Source organism: Georgenia sp. AZ-5 (genome assembly GCF_043952095.1).
Lineage (GTDB): Bacteria > Actinomycetota > Actinomycetes > Actinomycetales > Actinomycetaceae > Georgenia.
Genome location: NZ_JBINOU010000001.1, coordinates 2,593,901 through 2,617,671, shown reverse-complemented (window position 1 = coordinate 2,617,671; position 23,771 = coordinate 2,593,901). Strand labels below are relative to the sequence as shown.

Sequence of the window (23,771 nt, the reverse complement as noted above, 5' to 3'; positions counted from 1 at the left end):
AGACGGCAACCGTGCCGCACGATGTCGCCGTCCATGGCACGAAGGCGTACCGGTACCTGCCCGCCATCGACCCGTACTCTTCCGGGGTCGCCGCTGAGCCCGGGTACGAGATCCTCGGCCTCCGGTTCCACGAGCCGCCGCCCGTGGCGAGCGGCTTCCAGCGCCTGGACACAGAGCTCGAGGCTCGGGGCCTGCCGGCCTCGGCCCTCGTCGGTGTGGAGCTGCGCTCCCCGGAGCCCTTCAGCTTCGACGGCTTCGACGCCTTCAACGACGTCTATCGCCACCTCCTCGCCGAGCGCGGCCTCCTCCAGGACGGCGTCAACCCGCTCGCCCGGACCAACGTGGTACCCCTCTACGCCCCACCCCCGGAGCCGGTGCTCCTGACTGCCTTCGTGATCCGCGAGGCGGCCGAGCGGTCCGGCACGGACTTCGTCATCGCCGGGAGCGGGGAGGTCGAGGGAGGGCTCGACCCGGCCAGCATCGTCGCCCGCGGCGACCTCTCCCCCGGCGGCCTCGCCCGCAAGGTCGCCTCGGTGCTCTCGGAGATGCGCGCCCGGCTCGCCGCGCTGGACCACTCCCCGGATGAACCCACGACCACCAACGTCTACACCGCACACGAGATTTCCGGGCTCACCGAGTCCCTCGTGAGGGCGATGCCGGGGGTCGGGCGGTGGGGCTACACGTCCTGGGCGACGCGACCCCCGCTGATCGATGTCGAGTTCGAGATGGACTGCCGCAGCATCAGTCGATGGGAGTCGTTGTGAGCAGAACCGAAGAACGGACGACAGTGCCTAACACCCGGCTGGTCGGCAAACGCGCACTGGTCATCGGAGGCAGCTCCGGCATCGGCCGGGCAGTCTCGCGCCGCTTCGCGGCCGAAGGCGCCCGGGTCGCCGTCGCGGACCTGCGCGAGGAACCCCGAGAAGGCGGCACGGCCACCGCCGAGCAGATCGTCGCCGACGGCGGCGAAGCACTCTTCGCACAATGCGACCTCACCGACGAAGCCAGCACCGCGGCAGCCTTCCGGACGGTGGCCGAGCGCCTGGACGGGCTTGAAGTGACGTTCGTGGCCGCCGGGATGGCAGAACCGGTAGGTGACACGCGGGAGATCCCGCTGGACGCCTTCGACCGGCACATGCGCCTCAACCTCCGAGGCACATTCATCGCCGTGCAGCAGGCCCTCCGCATCATGGTCCCGCGCCGCCGCGGCACCATCATCGTCGTCGCCTCCAACTTCGGACAGGTGGGCGTGGCCGGCATGGCGGCCTACTGCGCCAGCAAGGCCGCCGTCATCGGCATGGTCAAGTCCGTGGCGGTGGAGACGGGGCAGTACTCGGTCACCATCAACGCGCTCTGCCCCGGCGCCACCAAGACCCAGATCAACGTCAGCTACCGGGCCGACCCCGTCACCCAAGAACTGTGGCAACGGATGACACCGTTGCGCATGGAGGACGGCGAGTACATCGCTGAGACCCGCGACATGGCTGCCGCCGCCGCTTACCTCGCCTCGGACGAGGCGCGGTTCATGACCGGAGCCCAGCTCACCGTGGACGGCGGCTGGACCGCACACTGATGAGCGAACGTGGCGCCGCAGACCGGACGACGACGCAGCTGGTTCGAGAGGAGAAACCGGCGGCCATGACCACCGGACCGACCCGCTATCTCCCTGCCCTGGCCGCGGCGGTCGCACCGGGCTCGTTGAGCACCCGCGCGGTGGACCGGGCCCGGCTTGCGCACGATGCCTCTCACTACCGGATGGTGCCCCGGGCCGTGGTCACGCCCGCCACGACCGAGGAGGTGGCCGCCATCATGATGGCCGCCACGCGCGACCGGGTGGCGTTGACCTTCCGCTCCGGCGGCACGTCATTGTCAGGGCAGGCGGTCACCGACGGAGTACTCGTGGACACGCGGCGGCACCGCGCCGAAGTCACGGTGCTCGACGACGGCGCGCGCGTCCGATGCGAACCGGGCGCGGTCCTGCGCCGGGTCAACGCCGCACTCGCGCCCTACCATCGCCGGCTCGGCCCGGACCCGGCCAGCGAGGGGGCGTGCACCATCGGCGGCGTGGTGGCCAACAACTCCTCCGGTATGACCTCCGGCACCGCCGCCACCGCCTACCGCACCGTGGAGTCCATGGTGCTGGTGCTGCCCAGCGGCACGATCATCGATACCGCGCGCCCAGACGCCGACGCCCTGCTGCGTGTGCGGGAGCCGGAGCTCCATGCCGGTCTGCTGCGCCTGCGGGACCGGGTGCGCGGCGACGCCTCCCTCCGGGCCCGCATCGAGCATCAGTTCTCGATGAAGAACACGATGGGCTATGGCCTCAACGCCTTCCTCGACCACGACGACGCCGTGTGCATCCTCCAGCGCCTCCTCATCGGCTCGGAAGGAACACTCGGCTACGTCGCAGAGGTCACGCTGCGCACGCTGCCCACCTTGCCGCACACGGCGACCACGCTGTGCATCTTCCCATCGATCAACGCCGCGACCGACGCCATCGCCCCCCTCGCCGCCGCCGGCGCCGTCGCCATCGAGCTCATGGACCCCCGGGCGCTACGGGTCGCCCAGCGCGACCCGCGGGCGAGCGAGGTCATGAGGGCCATCACGGTGGAGCACCACACGGCCCTGCTCGTCGAGCTGCAGGAGGCCACCGCGGAGGAGCTGGCGGACAGCCGCGCCAGGCTGGAGCCGGTCATGGCGGCACTCGACCTGTCCGTCCCGGCCGTTCTCACCAGCGACCCCATGGCGCGCGGGCGCATGTGGACGGTGCGCAAGGGGCTCTACGCCGCCGTCGCCGGCGCCCGACCGCCGGGCACCACCGCGCTGCTGGAGGACGTCGTCGTCCCGCCCCGCGCACTCACAGGCACGGTGAAGGAGCTCGGGGCGCTGCTGGGCAGATACGGCTACGACGACGCCGTGACTTTCGGGCATGCCAGGGACGCCAATCTGCACTTCATGATCAACCCCCGCCTGGACGTGCCGTCCGAGCTCGAGGCCTACGCGGCCTTCACCGAGGAACTGGTAGACCTCGTGCTGAGGGCGGACGGTTCGCTCAAGGCCGAGCACGGCACGGGCCGGATCATGGCGCCCTTCGTCCGACGGCAGTACGGGGACGCTCTCTATGACGTCATGTGCGACATCAAGGCGTTGTGCGACCCCGTGGGAGTCCTGAACCCCGGCGTCATCCTCAACGAGGACCCGCGCGCACACCTGCGCCATCTCAAGACGGTGCCCGCCGTGCACCCCGAGCTGGACCGGTGCGTGGAGTGCGGCTACTGCGAGCCGGTGTGCCCCTCCCGCAACACCACCACCACGCCGCGCCAGCGCATCACCCTGCTGCGCGAGATCGCGGTCGCCCCGCCGAGGGCTCGCGCGGAGCTGGAGCAGGCCTACGACTACCAGGCGGTGCAGACCTGCGCCGCGGATTCGATGTGCGACCTGGCCTGCCCGGTCAGCATCGACACCGGCCTGGTCATGAAGTCCTTCCGCGCTCAGGGCCGCGGCACCCCGCTGCAGACCGGCGGCACCCTGGCAGCCAGGGCGTGGAGGCCGGTCACGGCGGCGCTGCGCGGTGGGCTCAAACTCGCCGAACAGGTGCCCGACACGGTGCTGTCCGGCACAACGCGCGTGGCGCGACGACTCGTCGGTCACCGCCTGCGCGACTGGATCCCCCAGCTCGGGCCGGGCCTTCCCGGTGCGGCTGGCTCGCGTCTTGCTCTGCTGGGCCGCTCGCCGGCCGTCATCGCCGTCGTCGACGGCTCTTCTCTGACCGCGGCCGACGCCGTGTTCTTCCCCGCCTGCATCGGCTCGGTCTTCGCGCCCGAAGGCGGCGGCACCGGCGCCGGCGCCGCGTTCCTGCGCCTGTGCGAGCGGGCGGGACTCGACCTCGCCGCACCCGCGGTTGCGGACAGCCTCTGCTGCGGAACCGTCTGGGACTCAAAGGGCCTCGTCGACGGCGCTGCCGTGATGGCCCGAAAGGTCGCCGAGGCGCTCTGGCCCCTCACCGACGAAGGCCGCATCCCGGTGGTGTGCGACGCCTCGAGCTGCACCCACGGACTGGCGGGCCTGGCCACGCTCCTGCCCCAGCCAGACGCTGAGCGATGGTCTCAGGTCCAGGTGCTTGACGCGGTGACCTTCGTGCGCCGGCGCGTGCTGCCGGTGCTGGGCCTCACAGACCCCCAGCGCAGGCTGCGCTCGCTTGCGCTGCACCCCACCTGCTCGTCAGTCCACCTTCAGATCACCGACGATCTAGAGGCCGTGGCACGTGCGGTGGCTCGCGACGTCACCGTGCCGATGAGCTGGGGATGCTGCGGCACGGCAGGCGACCGCGGCTTGCTCCACCCCGAGCTGAGTGCCGCCGCCACCGAGCCGCAGGCCGCTGAGCTCGCCGCGCTGGAACGCGCCCTCGGCCCGTTCGACGCCTACGCCTCGTGCAACCGCACGTGTGAGATGGGCATGACCGCCGCCACCGGTCGGCCGTACCGCCACGTCCTCGAGATCCTGGAGCAGGTCACCCGCCACTGAGCAACGGGCGCCCGCGACTCGCGCTCCCGCCGACGAACGACCTCGTTCACTCACCGAGCCCTGATGGGCTCGTCAACACCCAGGTCTGGGCCGGCGTCGGCGGCCGGGCACCTGAGTCGAGTCCGTGGTCTGCTCCTCTCTCTTCGACACGTCGCACCAACAGTTGAGTGATACGAGTCGATATGGATGAGGGAACTCGTCGCGTCGTGTTCGCGACGGCCTCGGTTCAGGAGCCGACGTAGGCCGCGAGGTGCTCGCCGGTGAGGGTGGACCGGGCGGCGACGAGGTCGGCGGGTGTGCCCTCGAAGACGACCCGGCCGCCGTCGTGGCCCGCGCCGGGCCCGAGGTCGATGATCCAGTCGGCGTGCGCCATGACCGCCTGGTGGTGCTCGATGACGATGACCGACTTGCCGGAGTCGACGAGCCGGTCGAGCAGGCCGAGCAGCTGCTCGACGTCGGCGAGGTGCAGCCCGGTGGTCGGCTCGTCGAGGACGTAGACGTCGCCCTTCTCGGCCATCTGGGTGGCGAGCTTGAGCCGCTGCCGCTCGCCGCCGGAGAGCGTGGTGAGCGCCTGGCCGAGGGCGAGGTAGCCGAGCCCGACGTCGGCGAGCCGGTCGAGGATCTTGTGGGCGGCCGGCGTCCGCGCGTCGCCGGCGCCGAAGAACTCCTCGGCCTCGGTCACGGGCATCGCGAGCACGTCGGCGATGTTCCGGCCGCCGAGCGTGTACTCCAGCACCGACGCCTGGAACCGCTTCCCCTCACACTCCTCGCAGGTGGACTCGACGGTGGCCATGACGCCGAGGTCGGTGTAGATGACGCCGGCGCCGTTGCAGGTGGGGCAGGCGCCCTCGGAGTTGGAGCTGAAGAGCGCCGGCTTCACGCCGTTGGCCTTCGCGAATGCCTTGCGGATCGGGTCGAGCAGGCCCGTGTACGTCGCCGGGTTGCTGCGTCGCGAACCGCGGATCGCGCCCTGGTCGATCACCACCACACCGTCGCGTCCGGCGACCGAGCCGTGGATCAGCGAGCTCTTGCCGGAGCCGGCGACGCCCGTGATCACGCAGAGCACCCCTAGCGGGACGTCGACCCCCACGTCCTTCAGGTTGTGCGTCGACGCGCCGCGAATCTCCAGCGCGCCGGTGGGCGTCCGCACCGTGTCCTTCAGGACGGCCCTGTCGTCGAGATGCCGGCCTGTGGTGGTGTCACTCCCCCGCAGCCCGTCGACGGTGCCCTCGAAGCAGACGGTGCCACCCTCCGTGCCGGCGCCGGGTCCGAGGTCGACGACGTGGTCGGCGATCGCGATCGCCTCGGGCTTGTGCTCCACGACGAGGACGGTGTTGCCCTTGTCCCGCAGCTGCAGCAGCAGGTCGTTCATCCGCTGGATGTCGTGCGGGTGCAGGCCGATCGTGGGCTCGTCGAACACGTAGGTGACGTCGGTGAGCGACGAGCCGAGATGGCGGATCATCTTGGTGCGCTGCGCCTCTCCCCCGGACAGGGTGCCCGCAGGCCGGTCGAGCGAGAGGTAGCCCAGACCGATCTCCGCGAACGCGTCCAGGAGGTGCCGCAGCCCGGTGAGCAGCGGGGCCACCGACGGCTCGTCGAGCCCTCGCACCCAGTCGGCCAGGTCGCTGATCTGCATGGCGCAGACGTCGGCGATGCTCTTCCCCTTGATCTTCGACGAGCGCGCCTCCGGACTGAGCCGGGTGCCCTCGCACTCGGGACAGGTGGTGAAGGTCACCGCGCGCTCCACGAAGGCGCGGATGTGCGGCTGCATCGCGTCGACGTCCTTGGAGAGCATCGACTTCTGGATCTTGGGGACCAGCCCCTCATAGGTGAGGTTGATGCCCTCGACCTTGATCTTGGTCGGTTCCCGGTAGAGCAGGTCGTGAAGCTCCTTCTTGGTGAACTTGCTGATCGGTTTGTCCATGTCGAAGTAGCCGGAGCCGCTGAAGATACGGCCGTACCAGCCGTCCATGCTGTAGCCCGGGATCGTGAGCGCGCCCTCGTTGAGCGACTTGCTCTCGTCATACAGCGCGGACAGGTCGAAGTCGTTGACCGAGCCCATGCCCTCACACCGCGGACACATGCCGCCGAGCTGGTTGAAGGTCGCCTTCTCGGCCTTCGACTTCGCGCCGCGCTCGATGGTGATCGCACCGCTGGCCCTCACCGAGGGCACGTTGAACGAGTACGCGTTCGGCGAGCCGATGTGCGGCTGGCCGAGCCTGCTGAAGAGGATGCGCAGCAAGGCGTTGGCGTCGGTGGCGGTGCCGACGGTGGAGCGCGGATTGGCGCCCATCCGCTCTTGGTCGACGATGATCGCGGTCGTCAGGCCTTCGAGTACGTCGACGTCGGGCCGCGCCAGCGTCGGCATGAAGCCCTGCACGAAGGCGCTGTAGGTCTCGTTGATCAGGCGCTGGGACTCCGCGGCGATCGTGTCGAACACCAGCGAGCTCTTGCCGGAGCCGGAGACGCCGGTGAACACCGTCAGCCGGCGCTTCGGGATCTCGATGCTGACATCCTGGAGATTGTTCTCGCGAGCGCCCTGCACGCGGATCAGATCGTGGCTGTCGGCGACGTGCGGCGCGGGCGCCTCCGTGTCGTTCTTCGTGGCCGTGCTCATCGTGTCTCCATCTGCTACGCGGCTTCGTCGGCCCACGTCATGGCTGCGATCGGCCGGACGGCTCAGCGGATCTCCTGGATGCGGATCAGGTTGCCGGCAGGATCGCGGACGGCGCAGTCGCGAACCCCGTACGGCTGCTCGGTCGGCTCCTGGACGACCTCGGCGTCGCTGGCCTGCAGCCGCTCGAACGTGCCGTCGAGGTCCTTGGTGGCCAGGAGGAGCATGGCGTAGGTGCCCTTGGCCATCATCTCGGCGATGGTGCGGCGCTCGTCGTCGGTGATGCCGGGGTTGGCGCCCGGCGGGTCCAGCACGATGGACGTGCCCGGCTGGTCGGCGGGTCCGACCGTGATCCAGCGCATCGTGCCCTTGCCGACGTCGTTGCGGACCTCGAAGCCGAGGATGTCGCGATAGAAGGCCAGAGAGGCGTCCGGGTCGTCGTGCGGGAGGAAGCTCGCGTGAATGGTGATGTCCATGCCCGTCACGCTAGTTGCGGCTCCGTGACGCGCGCTTCTCGATTCCTGATCGGTCTGGTGACCTGTTTCGCCACGCAAGGGGGCATCCCCGCCGTCGCGCGCGCCGCCTCGCGCCGATAGACGCTGGGCGGCACCCCGACCAGCTCCGTGAAGCGAGTGCTGAAGGTGCCCAGCGACGCGCAGCCGACCGCGAAGCAGACCTCCGTGACGCTGAGGTCGCCACGACGCAGCAGCGCCATCGCGCGCTCGATGCGCCGCGTCATCAGATAGGCGTACGGCGACTCGCCGTAGGCGAGCCGGAACTGGCGGCTGAGGTGCCCGGCCGACATGTTCACGCCCCGGGCCAGCGCCTCGACGTCCAGCGGCTGCGCGTACTCCCGGTCGATCCGGTCGCGAACGCGGCGCAGCAGAGCGAGGTCACGCAAGTGCTGGTCTGCGGCGGGCCTGCTGGTCACGTGGGCGATCGTGCCACGTCGCGTACCGCCTGAACACGCTTCGCTACCGGTCAACCGCCGGAACCTGCACGGTCAACCGCCGGAACCTGCACCAGAGGCAAGGACGCCCCTTCGTCGACCGGGCGTGGCCGCAGGTCACGGCGGGTCCCGGCGAGTGCGAGCCCGTGGCCCGCGGCGTGCCCCGGAAGCTCGTCCCCACCAGCAGGGCTGAGCGGTGTCGGGCTATCGGTCCGCGTCGGCGGCACTGACGCCGGCCGACGTCACCGTGCCGGCCGTGCCATCGGGCTCCCACCGCAGCAGGTCGCCGGGCTGGCACTCGAGCACCTCGCACAGTGCCGCGAGCGTCGTGAAGCGGACCGCCTTGGCGCGACCGTTCTTGAGCACCGCGAGGTTGGCGGGCGTGATCCCGACACGTTCCGCGAGCGTGCCTACCGCCATCTTCCGGCGGGCCAGCATCACATCGATGTCGACGACGATCGGCATCAGATCACCTCGTCCAGCTCGGCCTGCAGGTGGTGCGCCTCGGCGTCACGAGCGACCGCCTGGGCGAGCAGCATCCGCATCACGAAGACGATCAGTGCGACCCCGGCGACTATCAGGGCGGCGCCGCAGATCAGGAGGACTATGCCGGGGGCGACATCGCCCGGTGGAGGGTGACGGCGAGCCCGAAGGTGAGCACCGAGGCAGTGGCGATCGCGCCGATCACGATGTCGACGTACCGGAAGGCCGCGTGCGAGAACACCGTCCCGCGACGCACCATCGTCAGCAGCCGCCACACGCAGACCAGGGTGACCTGAATCGTGACGATGCCGAGGAGGACGATGCCGAGGAAGACGACAGCCAGGACAGGGAGCCGCAGGTTCCCGAGGGCGATGCCCTCGCCCCCCGCCAGGTCGGCGGCCAGCAGCGGCACCATCACCACCTGGACGAACAGCGTGCCGGCGAGACAGATCGCGAGCACGATGCGCAGCGCGTGCAGGGCCAGATTTCCCATCGGGTGCTCCTTGGAGTCGAGTAACGATGTCAATCTATCGATACTCGATCGGTACTGGCAATCCGTACGCGGAACCTCGCGCTGCTGCAAAGGCCGACGTGGTGCCCGGCGCTACGGAAGTCGAGACGGTCGCCGCAAGGTGGCCGCGCCGGCCCGTTCCGGCTCCAACGGCACCGGGCTGAGCAGCACGGCCGGGCCACGGTGGAGCGCGCCGTCCGACAGCGCCCGGCAGCGCAGGCCCCCGCGCCCCCTCATCGCCGCGTGCGCTCCCGGGGCTAGCACCTGGTCCATCCAGGCACAGGGGTTCGCGGGGCGCCCGCCCCGCAGCCGCACGGACTCACCGCGCGACTCCAGGGTGAACTCCTCGCCCAGCAGCGGGGCCAGGTGGGCTCCCCTGAGGACCACGTTGCGCCGCGTGAGGAGCGGGTCGAAGGGTCCGGTGCCCAGTTCCCCGGCCATGGCCTCGAGAGCCTCGACGGCGATGAGGGTCACCGCGGCGTCCATGTGCGCGGCCTTGCCGAAGAATCGGTCACCGACGATGCCCTTGCCCGCGACCAGCTCGACCCGGTCGGCATCGGTCGTCGGGATGTCCGCGGCACCGTCCCGGGCGCGCCCGAAGTAGGCGTGCTCCGGCGAGACGAGCAGGTGCAGGACCTCGACCTCGTACCGGTGGATCGCCGTCACGACCCGAGTCTCTCATCACCCGGCCGCCCCACCGCGAGCTCGTCATGCCCCGCATCCCACCACCAACCCGGGTGGTCGGTCACCGGTCCTGCCCGTCGGCCCCCTTACCGCGCACCGACCGGCAAGTCGGCCGACACTGATGATCACCGTCCGGCCACCGCGGCAGCCGCACAACGGAGTGACACATGGAGCAACAGACCGAGGTCGAGCGCAAGTTCGCCGTCGACGAGGCCTTCGAGCTCGGCCGCGTGCGCTGGCCCGACGGCGTCGGGCTCGTGCCCGCGGGTGAACGCGTGCTCACCAGCACCTACCTCGACACCGCGGACCTGCGTCTGGCCGCGCGCGGCGTCTCGCTGCGACGCCGGAGCGGCGGCCACGACGAGGGCTGGCACCTGAAGCTCCCGCGCGGGCAGGACGCGCGGGAGGAGATCCGCGAGCCGCTCGAGGCCGGCGCCGACGACGCGCCGCCGGAACGGCTCGCCGCCCTCGTCAAGGCCTACGCTCGCGGCCGGCCGCTCGAGCCGGTGGCCCGCATCCGGACGACCCGGGCGGTCCACCGGCTGCGCGCCGGCGGCGACGGCGAGCTGGTCGCCGAGCTGGCTGACGACCACGTCGCGGCGGAGGTCGTCGGAGCCGAGCCGGGCGCGCGGACCTGGCGGGAGATCGAGGTCGAGCTCGTCGGCGGCCCGCCGGAGCTGCTCCACGCCGCGGCGCGCGCCCTCCTCGAGGCGGGGGCGGTCCCCTCCCCCGCACCCTCGAAGCTCGCCCGGGCGCTCGGCCCGCGGTTCCCGGCCCGGCCGCAGGAGCAGGAGCTCGACGTCGACGGCCCCGCGGCGGCCGTCGTGATGACCTACCTGCGTGCCCAGGTCGACGCCCTGCTCGAGGCGGACCCGGGCGTGCGCACCGACGCTCCCGACGCCGTCCACCAGATGCGCGTCGCCACCCGCCGCCTGCGCACCGCGCTGAAGACCTTCCGCCCAGTCCTGGCCCGCGAGCACACCGACCGCCTGCGGGGCGAGCTGCGTTGGATCGCCACGGTCCTCGGAGACGCCCGCGACGCCGAGGTATTGCGCCGGCGGCTGCGCGAGGAGGCCGCGGACGCACCGCCGTCCGCCGAGCGTCAGGCGGCGGTGGGACGCATCGACAGCGACCTCGCCGCCCGGTACGACACAGCGCGGGCCGAGCTGCTCAGGGAGCTCGACGGCCCGCGCTACCTCCGGCTGCTCGACGACCTGGACACACTGCTGGAGTCGCCGCCCCTCACCGAGCGCGCCCCCGCCGAGGCGCGGCGGGAGCTGCCCCGCCTCGCCCGGAGGGCCTTCAAGGCGGTGCGACGCGCCCACGGGGTGGCCGAGTCGGCCGGTACGGACGCGGCGCTCCACGAGGTGCGCAAGGCGGCCAAGCGCGCCCGCTACGCCGGCGAGGCGCTCCGCCCCGCGTTCGGAAAGCGGGCCAAGCGCTTCGCCGCGGCCATGGAGGCCGTCCAGGACGTGCTCGGCGAGCACCAGGACAGCGTCGTCGCACGGGAGACGCTGACCACGATGGCCGCGCGCGCTCGCGCCGCGGGCCAGGACACCTTCCACCTCGGCCGGCTCGCCGAGCGCGAGGCGACGCGGGCGGCCGCGGCGCGGGCGGCGTACGCCGAGGCCTGGCGTGCGGCGTCCAGGAAGAGGCTGCTGCGCTGGACCAGGTAGGCGCGGGCGCTCAGGCGCCGCCGGCCGGCCGGATGACGTCCCACTTGTTGCCGTAGACGTCCTTCAGGATGACGACGCGGCCGTGGGCCTCCGACCGGGGCTCCTCGCAGGGCACGGCGCCGTGGCGCAGCGCCCGCTCCAGCGCCGCGTCGAAGTCCTCGACGTGCAGGAAGAAGCCCACGCCGTCGCCGCTCTGGCGGCCGACGAGGTCCCGCTGGTTCTCCTTGGCCCTCGCCAGGCGAAGGCCGGCACCGCGGGACCGCGACCCGACGACCACCCAGCGCTTGCCCTCGCCCTGGTCCACGTCCTCCAGCAGCTCGAGGCCGAAGGCCGCGGTGTAGAAGCCGATCGCCTCGTCGTAGTCACGGACGAGGACGTTGACCAGCGGCACGTAGGACATGGGGACCTCTTCGTCACCGCCCGGTGCGAGCGCGGCTCTCGGGCTCAACGGCGTGCGCCGCGCTCCCCCAGCACCCGCCACGCCGACGGCAGCAGCGTCGCGGCCGCGATCGCCTTGATCGCGTCCCCGACGAGGAAGGGGGCCACACCGATGACCAGCGCCTCGCCGAGCCCGATCCCGAGGAAGGCCATCAGCCACGGCACGCCCACCGTGTAGACCACGGCGGTGGAGACGACGGCGGCCAGGGCGGTCCGCCACGGCGACCGGTCGCCGCCACGGCGCGCCAGCCATCCCAGCAGCGCCGCGGCCGGCAGGTAGCCGACGGCGTAGCCGAAGGACGCGAACGCCGCGCCGCTCGTGCCGTCGGCGAACACAGGCGCACCGGCCACGCCGGCGAGCAGGAACACGGCGATGCTCAGCGCGCCGCGGGCCGGGCCGAGGGCGGCGCCGACCAGCAGCACCGCGAAGGTCCCCAGGGTCAGCGGCACGGGGGTGAAGGGCAGCGGGACGGCGACCTGCCCGATGCCCGCCACGAGCGCGGCGCCGCCGAGCACGAGGGCGGCGTCCCGGAGGCGCGCACGGCTCCGCGGGACGGCCGCCGCGCGGGGCAGCCCGCCGGGGAGGAGGTCGGCGAGGACGGGACGCGGGGCGGCGGCGGGAACGGACATGGTCTCCTCATCGTTCTTCCAAAGTGGTCTGCTCTGTCCAGCATGCCGTACCGGGGGCACGCCGGGTTGGGGGCGCCACGGTGCGGACGGCGACGAAGGTCACAGAACCTTCACAACTTCGGTGGAACACCGGATGAACGAACGGCGTTGGACAGGGTGGACGAACGCGGGTGGTGACCTTCTGGTCCCCGCAGCCGGCCGGCTCAGGCCGCCGGCGAACTGACGAGCGAGGGAGATGCACATGGCAGAGCGCTCACTGCGAGGGATGAAGATCGGCGCGAACAGCATGGAGACTGACGAGGGCGTCGACTTCGCCCCGCGCATCCGTGCTGAGTACCACTGCGCGGACGGGCACACCTTCACGCTGCCGTTCTCGGTCGATGCCGAGGTCCCGCCGGTGTGGGAGTGCAAGTGCGGCAAGGAGGCGCTGCTCCGCGATGCCACCAAGCCCGAGCCGAAGAAGCCGGTGAAGCCGCCGCGCACGCACTGGGACATGCTGCTCGAGCGGCGCTCGATCCCGGAGCTCGAGGCGCTGCTCGAGGAGCGCCTCGCGCTCCTGCGCAGCGGCGAGCTGCGCCGCCGCAGCGCCTGAGCAGGCACCGTTCGGCCCGTCGCCCCCATCGGGGCGGCGGGCCGTTCCGCGTCCACCGGCGCGCGAGAACCCCCGGGTGGCGTGTCCTCCGTCCACCGGCGCGCAGTGACCCGCCGTCGGCGCGTCAGGCTCCGCTGCGACCCGCCAGGTCTACCGGCGCGTGCGGCGCCGACCGGCTCCGCGCAGCACGCCGCAGAGCTGGCGGCCGCGGTGGGCCACGCCCCACAGCGTGGTGCGCCAGAGCGCCTCGAGCACGATGTCCCGGCTCATCTTCGAGCGGCCCTCGGTGCGCTCCACGAAGCTGATGGGGACCTCGGCGATCCGCCCGCCGTCGCGGTGGACGCGCCAGGTCATGTCGACCTGGAAGCAGTACCCCTGCGACTGGATGTCGTCCAGCGGCAGGCGCCGCAGCGTGGCGGCGGGGTACACCCGGAAGCCGCCGGTCGCGTCCTGGACCGGCAGGCCGAGCGCCAGGCGCACGTAGAGGTTCCCGCCCCGCGAGAGCAGCTGGCGGTGCAGCGGCCAGTTCACCACGGCCCCGCCCGGCACCCAGCGCGCACCGAGCACCAGGTCGGGGGCGTCACCGGCGGCCGCCCGTGCCAGCAGGGCGGGGAGCTGCTCGGGACGGTGGGACCCGTCGGCGTCCATCTCCACCACGGCGTCGTACCCGCGCGCCAGCGCCCACCGGAAGCCCTCGACGTAGGCCCGGCCGAGCCCGTCCTTGGCCCGGCGGTGCAGCGCCCGCACCCGGGGGTCGCGCGCGGCCGCCTCGTCGGCGACGGCCCCCGTGCCGTCCGGGCTGGCGTCGTCGACGACGAGGATGTCGGCGTCCGGCACCGCGGCCCGGGTCCGGGCGATCACCCGGGGCAGGGACGCACGCTCGTTGTAGGTAGGGATGACGACCAGGACTCTCACGGGCCGGTCCGCCCGCGGCCCCCGCCCACGCGGGCCGGCGCGCGCCCGCCGCGCCGCCCCGCGCCCCGGGGCGAGCCCGCCCGCTCCCCCGGCGCACGGCCGGAACCCTTGCCCGCCGACCCACCGGCACCGCGGCCGGCACCCCGGCCCGCGGCACCGCCGGCACCGCGGCCGGCCAGAGGCGCACCGTCACGACGGTCGCGCAGCCAGGTGAGCAGCCCGGCCGCGAGCAGCGCCACGGCGAGGGCGGTCGTCACGGCGGCGGGCCACTGCCCCAGCCGGTCCGCCAAGGTGATCGAGGTGCGCAGCGGCAGGGTCTCGAGCATCTGCTCCGCGGTCCACAGCCCCGTCCGCTCCTGCACCACGCCGTTGGGGCTGATCACGCCGCTGACCCCGACGGTGGAGATCTGCACGACGGCCCGTCCGTGCTCCACGGCGCGGAAGCGGGACATCGCCAGCTGCTGGGTCGACTCCTGCGTCATGCCGAACGAGGCGTTGTTGGTCGGGATGACGATGAGCTCCCCGCCGTCCACCACCGACTCGCGGATGAGGTCGTCGTAGGCCACCTCGAAGCAGATCGCCGTGGTGACCGGCACGGTGCGCCCGAGGCGGTCGATCGGCACCGGCACGGTCGCCAACCCGGTGCCGGGCAGCATGTCGGTCGTGACCAGGTCGACGGCGGAGGTGAACCGGCGGAAGAAGTCCCGGTACGGGATGTACTCGCCGAAGGGCACGGGATGCTGCTTGGTGTAGGACGCGTCGCTGCCCGCGCCCGGCTCCCAGAGGATGTAGTCGTTGTACCGCACGTCGTCGAGGAAGCGCTGGGTGCCCAGGAGGATGGGGGCGTCCACCGCGCGGGCGGCGCCGTCCACCGCGGCGGCCACGTCGGGGTCGGTGCGGGGGTCGATGTCCGAGGCGCTCTCGGGCCACAGCACCAGGTCCAGCTCGCCGGGCTCGACCCGGTCCAGCAGGGCCAGCGTGCCCTCGGCGTGGTTCGCGGCCACGGCCCGGGCCTGCGACATCGCCGCCGCCCCCTCGGTGGGCACGTTGCCCTGCACGGCGCCCACCCGCAGCGCGCCCGCCTCGGCCTGTGTGCCCAGCGGCACCATCAGGGGGACGAAGAGCACGCCGACGGCGACCACGAAGGCGGCGCTGGCCGAGCCCACGCGGAGGCTGCGCAGGTGCACCAGCACCACGGCGAGGAGCGCGCCGAGGGAAACCACCACGGCGCTGACGAGGATCGTGCCGCCCAGCGGGGCCAGTCGCAGGAGCGGCGCGTCCGTCTGGGAGAACGCCAGCGTCCCCCAGGGGAAGCCGCCGAAGGGCCAGCGGCCGCGGACCTGCTCGCCGGCGACCCACAGCACCGCGGCGGCCGGGACCTGCAGCCAGGTCCGGGCGCGCAGCCACGAGCCCCGCCGCGCCCACACCCACAGCGAGCCGAACGCGCCGAGGTACAGCGACTCGGCCACCGAGAGCGCGACCCAGCCGATGGGCTCGCCCACGGCCTCGTTGGCCCACCAGATGTGCGGGAGGAAGAACGCCAGCCCGTAGAGGAAGCCGACGACGAAGGCCCACCGCGCGGAGTCGCGCCGCAGCGCCAGCAGCAGCAGGGCCACGCCGAGGTACGCCATGAACCACCAGGACCTGCCCGGGAACGCCGTCTCCGTGGCCAGGCCACCGGCGACGGCCAGCAGCACTGTCCACCGGCGGGACGGGAGGGCATGACGCACCATGTCAGTCTAGGTGCGGCCGGTCGTCGGGGAGTGCGCCTCGCGGGCCGGGGCGGCCGCGGCGCGGGGTGACCAAGGTCACCCGGTGGGCGGGCGGCCCGAGGCGCGGGCTCCGGGCGACCGACCGGCGCGGGCCCCGGGCGGCCGGGGCCCGCGCCAGCGGCCCATCGGGACAGCGCCAGACCCGCGTACCTTCGGACCGGCTGTTCCGCCGTGATGGCGATGTGGCCGTTTTCTAACGGTTACGCGGGTCTGGTCACTGCATTCCCGTGAGTGAACCGACCCGCAGCGGATCGACGCTGCGGTGGCCTGCTCGGCGGGGGACAGAGCAAGAACCTAGCGCCACCCCCGCCGTTCTCACAAGCCGCCCGTCCCCGCAGATGGCGCCCGACGGCGCAGGTCACGCGGCAGGGTGCGGCACGGCCGCCGACGACGATTCCCGGCGTGTCGGCCGGGGGGTGTGTCGCCCCCGCGCGCCGGCGGCCGGCCATCGCGCCGGCGCCGGAACGATCGCCGCGGGCCCGCCGGTCAGACGTTCGACCACGCCACGACGCCGCGCCGCACCATCCCCATCGCCTCGTGGGCGCGCTGGGCCAGGCGCACCGAGGGCGCGGCCGTCGCGAGCTGGTCCAGCACGTCCAGCACCTGCTTGCACCAGCGCACGAAGTCCCCCGCGCCCAGCTCCGCCGCGCGCAGCGCCTCCACCAACGGCGCACCGGCCGCCCACAGGTGCACGCCGCCCACCAGGCCCATGTCCACCGGAGCCGTGACCGGCAGCCCGTGCAGCCGCTCGAGCTCGCCGAGCCGGTCGCTCAGTGCCGAGGTCGCGCTCAAGGCCTGCCCGAGCCGGCCGTGCCGCCCGCCGGGCACCGGGCCGGGCCCGCGCTGCTCCGGGGTGCGCGCCTCGTAGACGGTGGTGGACACGACGGCGGCCAGCTCGGCCGGGGTCAGCTGCTCCCAGGTGCCCGAGCGCAGGCACTCGGCCAGCAGCAGGTCCTTCTCGGCATACACACGGCCGAGCCACCTGCCGTCCTCGGTGACCGCGATCCCGCCGTCACCGGCGCGCTCGAGGTAGTGCAGCTCCACGAGGATGTCGCACACCTTGTCGAAGTCCTGCGCGATGGAGCCGGTCCGGCGCTCGATCTTGGTGAGCAGGTCCTCGTGCTCCTGCTTCGCTCGCTCCCACCGCGCGGCCCAGCGGGCGTGCTCCTCCCGCTCCGCGCACCCGTGGCACGGGTGCGCCCGCAGCCGCTGACGTAGGCTCGCCAGCTCCGCGTCCGCCGTCGCCGCGCTCCCCGGGCGCCGGCCGTGGCGCGGGGGCTCGACGGCGAGGCGGCCCTCGGAGAGCGCGTTGCGCAGCGAGGAGGCGAGGTCGCGCCGCTGAGCGGGGTTGCGCGGGTTGAAGTTCTTGGGGACCTTCACGGTCCCGACGGTCCGCACCCCGTGCGGGAGCTCCGTCGTCGTGAGGGTGCGGACCTGCCGCTCGTCGGTGAGCACCCGGAGCTCGGGGCCGTCGAACCCGCCGTCGACGGTCTCCAGCACCACGGCGTGCGCGTCGCGGCGGCCGCGGGAGTAGCCCACCACCGTCCCCCGGCGCAGCCCCGTCATGGACTCCCGGGCGGTGCGGCGCTGCGTGAGCGAGGTCTGCCGCGAGAGGGCCCCCTCCCGGTCCTTGATCTGGCGGCGCAGCTCGGCGTACTCGGTGAAGTCGCCGAGGTGGCACCGCATGGACGCGGCGTACTGCTCCACCGCCTCGGCGTGCCTGCGGGCCTGGCGCGCCAGGCCCACCACGCCGCGGTCCGCCTGAAACTGCGCGAAGGAGGTCTCGAGCACCTGCCGCGCCCGGTCGTAGGGCAGGGCCCCGAGCAGGTTCACCGCCATGTTGTACGTGGGGTGGAAGGCCGAGCGCAGCGGGTACGTCCGGCGCGAAGCCAGGCCGGCCACGGCCACCGGGTCGATGTCCTCGGAGTACAGGACCACCGCGTGGCCCTCGACGTCGATGCCGCGCCGGCCCGCCCGCCCGGTCAGCTGGGTGTACTCCCCCGGCGTGAGCTGGACGTGGGCGCTGCCGTTCCACTTCGTCAGGGACTCCAGGACCACGGACCGGGCGGGCATGTTGATGCCCAGCGCCAGGGTCTCGGTGGCGTAGACGACCTTGACGTACCCCGCGGCGAAGAGCTGCTCGACCGTCTCCTTGAACACCGGCAGCAGGCCCGCGTGGTGGGCGGCGATGCCGCGCTCCAGGGCGCCCGCCCACGCGTCGTAACCCAGGACGGCGAGGTCCTCGGGCGGGACGGCGGCGCAGGAGGCCTCCACCACCTCCCGGATGGTGGCCGCCTCTGCGGCCGTCGTCAGCCGGATGCCCGCCGCGACGGTCTGCTGGACGGCGGCCTCGCACCCCGCGCGCGAGAAGATGAAGACGATGGCGGGCAGCAGGCCCTCGCGGTCGAGCCGCTCGACCACCACCGGCCGCGGCGCCGGGCGTACCCGGCCGGGGAACCGGACGGCCTCCCGGCCCCCGCGGTGGTGCGCGCCGGCGCGGCCGTTGCCGCGGCCGCCCCGTCCCCGCCCGGCCGGCACGGCGCGGGCGCTGCCGGTGCGCTGCGCGCGCCGGATCGCCTCGAGGAGGTCCGGGTTCAGGGGCGGGTCGGCCCGCACGTCGGCGGGGTCCACGTGCGCGGAGTACAGGTCCAGCAGTCGGTTGCCCACGATCATGTGCTGCCACAGCGGGACGGGCCGGTCCTCGGAGACCACCACCTCGGTGTTGCCGCGCACCATCGTCAGCCACTCGCCGAACTCCTCGGCGTTGGAGACGGTCGCGGACAGGGACACCACCTGCACGGACGGGTCGAGGTGGATGATGACCTCTTCCCACACCGGACCGCGGAACCGGTCCGCGAGGTAGTGCACCTCGTCCATCACCACGAAGCCGAGGCCGTCGAGGGTGGGCGAGGACGCGTACAGCATGTTGCGCAGCACCTCGGTCGTCATCACGACCACCGGCGCGTTGCCGTTGATTGTGGTGTCGCCGGTGAGCAGGCCAACGTTGGCCTTGCCGTGGGCGGCCACCAAATCCAGGTACTTCTGGTTGCTCAGGGCCTTGATGGGCGTGGTGTAGAACGTCTTCCGGCCCGTGGCCAGGCCCAGGTGGACGGCGAACTCCCCCACCACGGTCTTCCCGGCACCGGTGGGCGCCGCCACCAGCACCCCGTGGCCGGCCTCGAGCGCCTCGCACCCGCGGACCTGGAAGTCGTCGAGCTCGAACTCCAGCCCCCGCCGGAAGCGGCCGAGCTCGCTGCGTTCCGCCTGGCGCCGGCGGCGTGCCGCCGCGTACCGCTCCGCCGGGGAGAGCTCCTCCTCTTCCGTTGTCATGCCCCGAGCGTACGTGCCAGCACCCGCACCGCACCCGGGTGCAGGTCGCACTGCAGTGGCAGCGCGTCCAGCCGCTCGCCGTCGGCGAAGGCCACCGGCGGCGCGGCGCCCAGCCCCGCCATGGGCTCGAGCAGCACGCTGCGGGCCCGGCGCACGTGCACCGCGGGGTGGCTCAGGTGCGAACCGCTGTACAGGCGGGGAAACACCCGCACGACGGCGGAGCGGCTCAGGCCCTCTGCGATGAGCACGTCGAGCATGCCGTCGTCGGGCTCGGCGTCCGGCGCGATGAGCATGCCGCCGCCGAACCGGCGGGTGTTGGCGACCGCGACCAGCGTGCCGTCGCCCTCCCACACCTCGCCGTCCATGGTCACCCGGTACCCGAACGGCTCGAAGGCGGCGAGCTCGACCGTCAGGGCGCGCACGTACCGCCCCGCGCCGGCCGGCCACGTCATGTGGTTGGCGCGGTCGTTGACCGCGGCGTCGATGCCGCAGGACAGCACCGCCATGTACCAGTGCTCCACGGCCCCGCCGGGCCGCGAGACGGCGACCGCGTCGAGCGTCCGGATCCCCGGGGCGCCGTCGGGCACGGCGCGGCGCCCGGCTCCGGCCCCGCGCCCGGCGCGGGACGGCTCCTCCCCCAGGCCCAGCGCCGCGGTGATGAGGGCCACGGACGCTCCGGCGTCGTGCACGGGCAGGCCGAGGTCCCGGGCGACGTCGTTGCCCGAGCCGACCGCGACCACGCCGAGCGGCACCCCGGTGCCCGCGACGACGTTGACGCCCAGGTGCACCATGCCGTCCCCGCCGACGACGACGAGCGCGTCGATGCCCTGCGCCAGCCCGGTCCGCGCCCGCGCCACGGCGGTGGGCAGGTCGGGGCCCGACAGGTCGAGCGCGGCCAGGCCGGCGGCGGCGAGGCCGAAGCGCACCGTGCGGGCGACCCGCGCGGCGCGGCCCTTGCCGGCGCTCGGGTTGACCACCAGCCCGACCCGCCCCGGGGGCGGCCCGGGCCGCCTCACGGCGTCGTGCCGGCCGCGCTCGCGCGCCGTCTGGCGACGTGCCGGTCACGCAGGAAGCACACGCCCACGGCCACGAAGTACAGGGTGCAGATGGCCAGCGCCATGGCGATCATCGACCACGCGTCCGGCAGCGGGTTCGCGAAGGCCGCGAAGACGAACCCCGCGAGCACGGCCCAGCGCCACGCCCTGAGGTAGGTCCGCGCGGAGGCGAGCCCGAGGAAGTTGACGCCCACCATGACGAGCGGGACGAGGAAGGCGACGCCGAAGGTGACGATCACCCGCATGAAGAAGCTCAGGTAGGTCCGCGCGTCCATGAGGTTCACCGCCGCGCCGGGCGTGAAGGACGTCAGCACCTCGACGGCGCGGGGCAGCACCAGCCACGCCAACGCTCCCCCGGCCACGAACAGGACCGCGCCGGCCAGGATGAACGAGACCGAGTAGAGCCGCTCCTTGCGGGTCAGGCCCGGAGTGATGAACAGCCACACCTGCGTGATCCACCAGGGGCTGGAGATGAACAGCCCCAGGAACAGCGAGACCTGGATCTTCAGGTCGAAGGCCGAGCCCACGGTGCCGAAGTTGAGGGCCGCCTGCCCGCCCTCCTCGGAGATCTCCATCAGCGGGGCCATCATGGCCGAGAGCACGGGCTCGTACAGGAGCCAGCCGGCCACGGCACCGACGACGATCCCCAGGACCGCCCACACCAACCGCCTGCGCAGCTCACGCAGATGGTCCGCGAGGGGCATGCGCCCCTCGGGGTTCTTCCTGCGGGAGCGAGGCGCCGCCGTCGCGCTCACCTAGGGCTGTCGCGGGGGCTGCGGCGCGCTGTCGGGGCCGGCCTGCGGCGGGGCCTGGACGTTGGGGAGGTCCTGCGGCGGCGGGGCCTGCCCGACCCCGGCCTGCGTGCCGGGATACGGCGGGTACGCCGTCTGGCCCGTCTGGTTGCCGGGGTACGGCGGGTACGTCGTCTGCGGCGGCTGGCCGCCCGTGGCCGTGTAGGACGAGCCGGTCGTCTGGTCGTCGTCCTGGAGCTCCTTGACCTCGCGCTTGAAGATCTTGAGCGACTTGCCGATGCTGCCGGCGAGGTCGGGGAGCCTGCTCGCCCCGAACAGCAGGATGACGACAATGATCAGGACGACAATCGCCCAGGCGCTGGGTCTCATCGAGGTTCCTTCGCTAGTAGTGGATGCCTCGCCGTCGAGCATACCGTCGCGGCATGGAGCGACCGCCGCGAGAACGCCGTGCGGGGCGGGCGTTCACGATGCCGCCGCGTGGCGTTCACCCGCCGGTCGGGCGGGCGCCGGGTCCTCCGGCACCACCCGAAGATCCGGAGGGCACGGTGCGAGGCCGTGGCGGTGCCAGCGTGCCGCGGCGCGGGCCAGCTGGCCGCGCCGGCGCGCCGCCCGCTCTCCGCGGACCCGGTCGCGGGTCCGGCGGGCGAGGTCGAGGGTGGCCGCGTCGCCGGCCGGTCCGGGGACGCGCGCGACGCGGGCGGGTGGCGTCTCGACGGTGGCGGGGCTGAGCCGGGCGCCGAGCTCCGCGGCGGCGGCGAGCTCGCGGCCGAGCGCCTTGACCTGGCGCCACAGGCGCAGTGCGAGCAGCGCCCCGACGCCGAGCGCGACCAAAACCAGCACGACCCACACCAGCCACCACATGGGCTCAGGATAGGTGCGCGTAGGCCTCGAGGGCGTCGCGCGCCCGGGCGGCGACGTCGTGGGCGAGGCCGGGCGGGTCCACGGACCGCACGGCGGGCCCGAGCGAGAGCAGGAGGTTGGACACCCACGCGGGGTCGCCCACGCGCAGCCGCACCCGCAGGCCGCCGTCGGGCAGGTCCGTCACGTCCTCCACGGGCGTGTGCTCGGCCACCCAGCGCGCCTGGGGGGCGAGCTCGAGGGTGACGGGCCGCCCGTCCTCCCACGGCGCCTCGGGGGCGAGGTCCGGGTGCTCCCCCGCCGGGACGTCGAGCAGGTCCGCGGCGAGCACCCGGTCCAGGCGGAAGCTGCGGGCGCCTCGCGCCCGGTGGCACCAGGCGCGCACGGACCACGCCGTGCCGTCCGAGCGCAGCTCCACGGGGTCGACGTCGCGCTCGGTGACGACGTCCGCGGCGGAGACGTAGCGCAGGTGGAGCCGCTTCCGCTCGTCGATGGCGCGCCGGACGGTGGCGAGCGTCCCGGGCGGGGCGTCGGCGCGCACGTGCACCTGGACGGAGGACGCCTGCTCTGCGGCGCGGCCGGTGGCCGCGGCGAGCTTGGCGACGGCGGAGCCGATGGCGTCCCGCTCGGCACCGAGGCCGGGCGTGCGTTCCGCGAGCTCGGCGAGCGAGCGCAGCGCCACCAGCAGGGAGAGCGCCTCGCCGGAGCTGAGGCGCAACGGGCGGTCCATGCCGCGGGACTCGGTCAGGGTGAGCTCGCCGTGGTCGAGGGCCTCCGCCGAGAAGTCGATGAGGTCGTCGGGCAGGTAGCCGGGCGTGCCCGAGACCCACAGCAGGTTGACGTCGGCGAGCACCTGGGCCTCGGTGGTGCCGAAGTGGGCGGCCACCTCGGCGACCGGGGCGCCGGGCCGCTCGCGCAGGTACGTCACGAGCGCGAGCAGCCGGGTGACGCGGTCGGCGGTCGTCTCAGGCATGCGCGGCCACCTCCCCGTCCAGGGCGGCGACGGCCCGCAGCCGTCGCAGCACCGCCTCGCGCAGCTCGGGCGGGTCCAGCACGAGCACCGCGTCGGCGTAGGTGGCGATCTCCTCGGAGAGGAGCTCGAGGTCCGGGTAGTCCACGGTGATCACGTCGCGGTCCGTCAGCGGGCCCTGCCCGTCGCCGTCGGCGGCGGTGGCCCGGGTCGCGCGTGCACGAAGCGCGGCGGCCCGGTCGGGCAGCACGGCGAGGCGGGCGGCCCCGGAGGCGGGCCGGGCCCGCACGAGCAGCTCGTCGACGTCCACGTCGGCCGGCACGGTGAAGGCCCCCGCCGGGCCGGTGGCGCGCACCTTGCCCGAGATCCGCGAGAGCCGGAACGCGCGGGGCGCGTGCCGGTCGACGTCCAGGCCCACGAGGTACCAGCCGCGGTCCCGGCTCAGGATCCGCCAGGGCTGGACGGTGCGGCGGGTGACCTCGCCGGTGCTGGCGGCCCGGTAGGTGAACACCACGGCGCGGCGGGCGTCGATCGCCTCGAGCAGCGGGGCGAACGCGGGCTCGGGGCCGCGCACCCGCAGGGCCAGGCCCGCGTGCGCCCCCGGCTCCGGGGACGGGCCGACAGCGCGGAGCTTGGTGATGCCGCGCTGGGCGAAGGAGCGCAGCGAGGCGTCCTGCCACAGCTCGGCGGCCAGCGACAGGACGCCGACCTCCTCCGCCGTGAAGGACACCGGCGGCAGGGCGTAGTGCTCGGGGTCGATGCGGTAGCCGACGTCGTCCTCGTGGGCGGGGTCGTGCTCGACGAGCAGCGGCACGCCCATCTCGCGGAGCAGGTCCTTGTCCCGCTCGAACATCCGCTCGAAGGCGTCGTCGCCGGCGGCGTCGGCGTAGCCGTTGACGCGCTCGCGGATCTGCCGCTTGGTCATCCACCGCGGGGTGTGCGACAGCGCGATCACCAGGTCGAGCAGCCGTTCCGCCGCCATCACACGCTGTGCCACGGGCTCACGCTACCGCGCGCC

The 23,771-nt window shown here is 73.4% G+C and carries 21 protein-coding genes and 1 pseudogene; 5 read left to right on the top strand and 17 right to left on the bottom strand.

Annotation, left to right across the window (positions count from 1 at the left end):
* Positions 1-11: 11 nt before the first annotated feature.
* From ACF0H8_RS12215 to ACF0H8_RS12205, 3 genes are all read left to right on the top strand, one after another.
* Complete coding sequence (locus ACF0H8_RS12215) at positions 12-764, top strand: hypothetical protein (RefSeq protein ID WP_395289180.1); 753 nt, start codon at positions 12-14, stop codon at positions 762-764.
* A gap of 23 nt (positions 765-787) precedes the next feature.
* Positions 788-1,573 (top strand): SDR family NAD(P)-dependent oxidoreductase, encoded by a 786-nt coding sequence (locus ACF0H8_RS12210; RefSeq protein WP_395289179.1) that lies wholly within the window; start codon positions 788-790, stop codon positions 1,571-1,573.
* Between the two features lie 65 nt (positions 1,574-1,638).
* Entirely contained in the window at positions 1,639-4,524 is a 2,886-nt protein-coding gene (locus ACF0H8_RS12205; protein WP_395289178.1) for an FAD-binding and (Fe-S)-binding domain-containing protein, read from the top strand.
* A 226-nt stretch (positions 4,525-4,750) separates the two neighbouring features.
* Here the strand turns inward: ACF0H8_RS12205 and ACF0H8_RS12200 are convergent, their stop codons facing one another.
* The 6 genes and pseudogenes from ACF0H8_RS12200 to ACF0H8_RS12175 form a co-directional block, all read right to left on the bottom strand.
* Positions 4,751-7,141 carry an ATP-binding cassette domain-containing protein gene (locus tag ACF0H8_RS12200; protein ID WP_395289177.1) on the bottom strand — a complete coding sequence of 797 codons (2,391 nt, stop codon included), beginning with the start codon at positions 7,139-7,141 and terminating at the stop codon, positions 4,751-4,753.
* Between the two features lie 62 nt (positions 7,142-7,203).
* Positions 7,204-7,614 carry a VOC family protein gene (locus ACF0H8_RS12195; RefSeq protein WP_395289176.1) on the bottom strand — a complete coding sequence of 137 codons (411 nt, stop codon included), beginning with the start codon at positions 7,612-7,614 and terminating at the stop codon, positions 7,204-7,206.
* Positions 7,615-7,619: 5 nt separating this feature from the next.
* Positions 7,620-8,069 (bottom strand): helix-turn-helix transcriptional regulator, encoded by a 450-nt coding sequence (locus tag ACF0H8_RS12190; protein ID WP_395289175.1) that lies wholly within the window; start codon positions 8,067-8,069, stop codon positions 7,620-7,622.
* A 222-nt stretch (positions 8,070-8,291) separates the two neighbouring features.
* Positions 8,292-8,552 (bottom strand): helix-turn-helix domain-containing protein, encoded by a 261-nt coding sequence (locus ACF0H8_RS12185; protein WP_395289174.1) that lies wholly within the window; start codon positions 8,550-8,552, stop codon positions 8,292-8,294.
* Positions 8,552-9,063 (bottom strand): annotated as a pseudogene (locus ACF0H8_RS12180) (DUF2975 domain-containing protein). Before ACF0H8_RS12180 ends, ACF0H8_RS12185 begins: the two are co-directional and overlap by 1 nt.
* 111 nt (positions 9,064-9,174) lie before the next feature.
* Positions 9,175-9,747 carry an MOSC domain-containing protein gene (locus ACF0H8_RS12175; RefSeq protein ID WP_395289173.1) on the bottom strand — a complete coding sequence of 191 codons (573 nt, stop codon included), beginning with the start codon at positions 9,745-9,747 and terminating at the stop codon, positions 9,175-9,177.
* Between the two features lie 185 nt (positions 9,748-9,932).
* Here ACF0H8_RS12175 and ACF0H8_RS12170 point away from each other — a divergent pair, with 185 nt between their 5' ends.
* Entirely contained in the window at positions 9,933-11,441 is a 1,509-nt protein-coding gene (locus ACF0H8_RS12170; RefSeq protein WP_395289172.1) for a CHAD domain-containing protein, read from the top strand.
* Between the two features lie 10 nt (positions 11,442-11,451).
* Here ACF0H8_RS12170 and ACF0H8_RS12165 read toward each other — a convergent pair whose 3' ends face one another.
* Together ACF0H8_RS12165 and ACF0H8_RS12160 are read right to left on the bottom strand one after the other, a co-directional pair.
* Positions 11,452-11,841 (bottom strand): VOC family protein, encoded by a 390-nt coding sequence (locus tag ACF0H8_RS12165; RefSeq protein WP_395289171.1) that lies wholly within the window; start codon positions 11,839-11,841, stop codon positions 11,452-11,454.
* A gap of 44 nt (positions 11,842-11,885) precedes the next feature.
* Complete coding sequence (locus ACF0H8_RS12160) at positions 11,886-12,509, bottom strand: biotin transporter BioY (protein WP_395289170.1); 624 nt, start codon at positions 12,507-12,509, stop codon at positions 11,886-11,888.
* Between the two features lie 241 nt (positions 12,510-12,750).
* On the opposite strand from ACF0H8_RS12160, the gene ACF0H8_RS12155 reads away from it, so the two are divergent.
* Positions 12,751-13,101 (top strand): RNA polymerase-binding protein RbpA, encoded by a 351-nt coding sequence (locus ACF0H8_RS12155; RefSeq protein WP_395289169.1) that lies wholly within the window; start codon positions 12,751-12,753, stop codon positions 13,099-13,101.
* Between the two features lie 150 nt (positions 13,102-13,251).
* Here the strand turns inward: ACF0H8_RS12155 and ACF0H8_RS12150 are convergent, their stop codons facing one another.
* The 9 genes from ACF0H8_RS12150 to ACF0H8_RS12110 form a co-directional block, all read right to left on the bottom strand.
* Positions 13,252-14,016 carry a polyprenol monophosphomannose synthase gene (locus ACF0H8_RS12150; RefSeq protein ID WP_395289168.1) on the bottom strand — a complete coding sequence of 255 codons (765 nt, stop codon included), beginning with the start codon at positions 14,014-14,016 and terminating at the stop codon, positions 13,252-13,254.
* Positions 14,013-15,749 (bottom strand): apolipoprotein N-acyltransferase, encoded by a 1,737-nt coding sequence (lnt, locus tag ACF0H8_RS12145; protein WP_395289167.1) that lies wholly within the window; start codon positions 15,747-15,749, stop codon positions 14,013-14,015. The genes ACF0H8_RS12150 and lnt overlap by 4 nt, the downstream gene beginning before the upstream one ends.
* A 525-nt stretch (positions 15,750-16,274) precedes the next feature.
* Positions 16,275-19,118 carry a DEAD/DEAH box helicase gene (locus tag ACF0H8_RS12140; RefSeq protein ID WP_395289166.1) on the bottom strand — a complete coding sequence of 948 codons (2,844 nt, stop codon included), beginning with the start codon at positions 19,116-19,118 and terminating at the stop codon, positions 16,275-16,277.
* A complete protein-coding gene (locus ACF0H8_RS12135) occupies positions 19,115-20,095 on the bottom strand; it encodes a diacylglycerol/lipid kinase family protein (RefSeq protein WP_395289165.1) in 981 nt (326 codons plus the stop codon). Before ACF0H8_RS12135 ends, ACF0H8_RS12140 begins: the two co-directional genes overlap by 4 nt.
* 35 nt (positions 20,096-20,130) lie before the next feature.
* Positions 20,131-20,877: a twin-arginine translocase subunit TatC gene (gene tatC / locus ACF0H8_RS12130; RefSeq protein ID WP_395289164.1), complete on the bottom strand. Its 747-nt coding sequence runs from the start codon at positions 20,875-20,877 to the stop codon at positions 20,131-20,133.
* Positions 20,878-20,928: 51 nt separating this feature from the next.
* Positions 20,929-21,294, bottom strand: a complete 366-nt coding sequence (tatA, locus tag ACF0H8_RS12125; RefSeq protein ID WP_395289163.1) for a Sec-independent protein translocase subunit TatA — start codon at positions 21,292-21,294, stop codon at positions 20,929-20,931.
* Positions 21,295-21,387: 93 nt separating this feature from the next.
* A complete protein-coding gene (locus ACF0H8_RS12120; protein WP_395289162.1) occupies positions 21,388-21,786 on the bottom strand; it encodes a hypothetical protein in 399 nt (132 codons plus the stop codon).
* 4 nt (positions 21,787-21,790) lie between these two features.
* The gene (locus tag ACF0H8_RS12115) at positions 21,791-22,756 is read right to left on the bottom strand and encodes a helix-turn-helix transcriptional regulator (RefSeq protein WP_395289161.1); all 966 of its coding nucleotides are present in this window, start codon (positions 22,754-22,756) and stop codon (positions 21,791-21,793) included.
* The gene (locus ACF0H8_RS12110) at positions 22,749-23,750 is read right to left on the bottom strand and encodes a helix-turn-helix transcriptional regulator (RefSeq protein WP_395289160.1); all 1,002 of its coding nucleotides are present in this window, start codon (positions 23,748-23,750) and stop codon (positions 22,749-22,751) included. Before ACF0H8_RS12110 ends, ACF0H8_RS12115 begins: the two co-directional genes overlap by 8 nt.
* Positions 23,751-23,771: the final 21 nt, after the last annotated feature.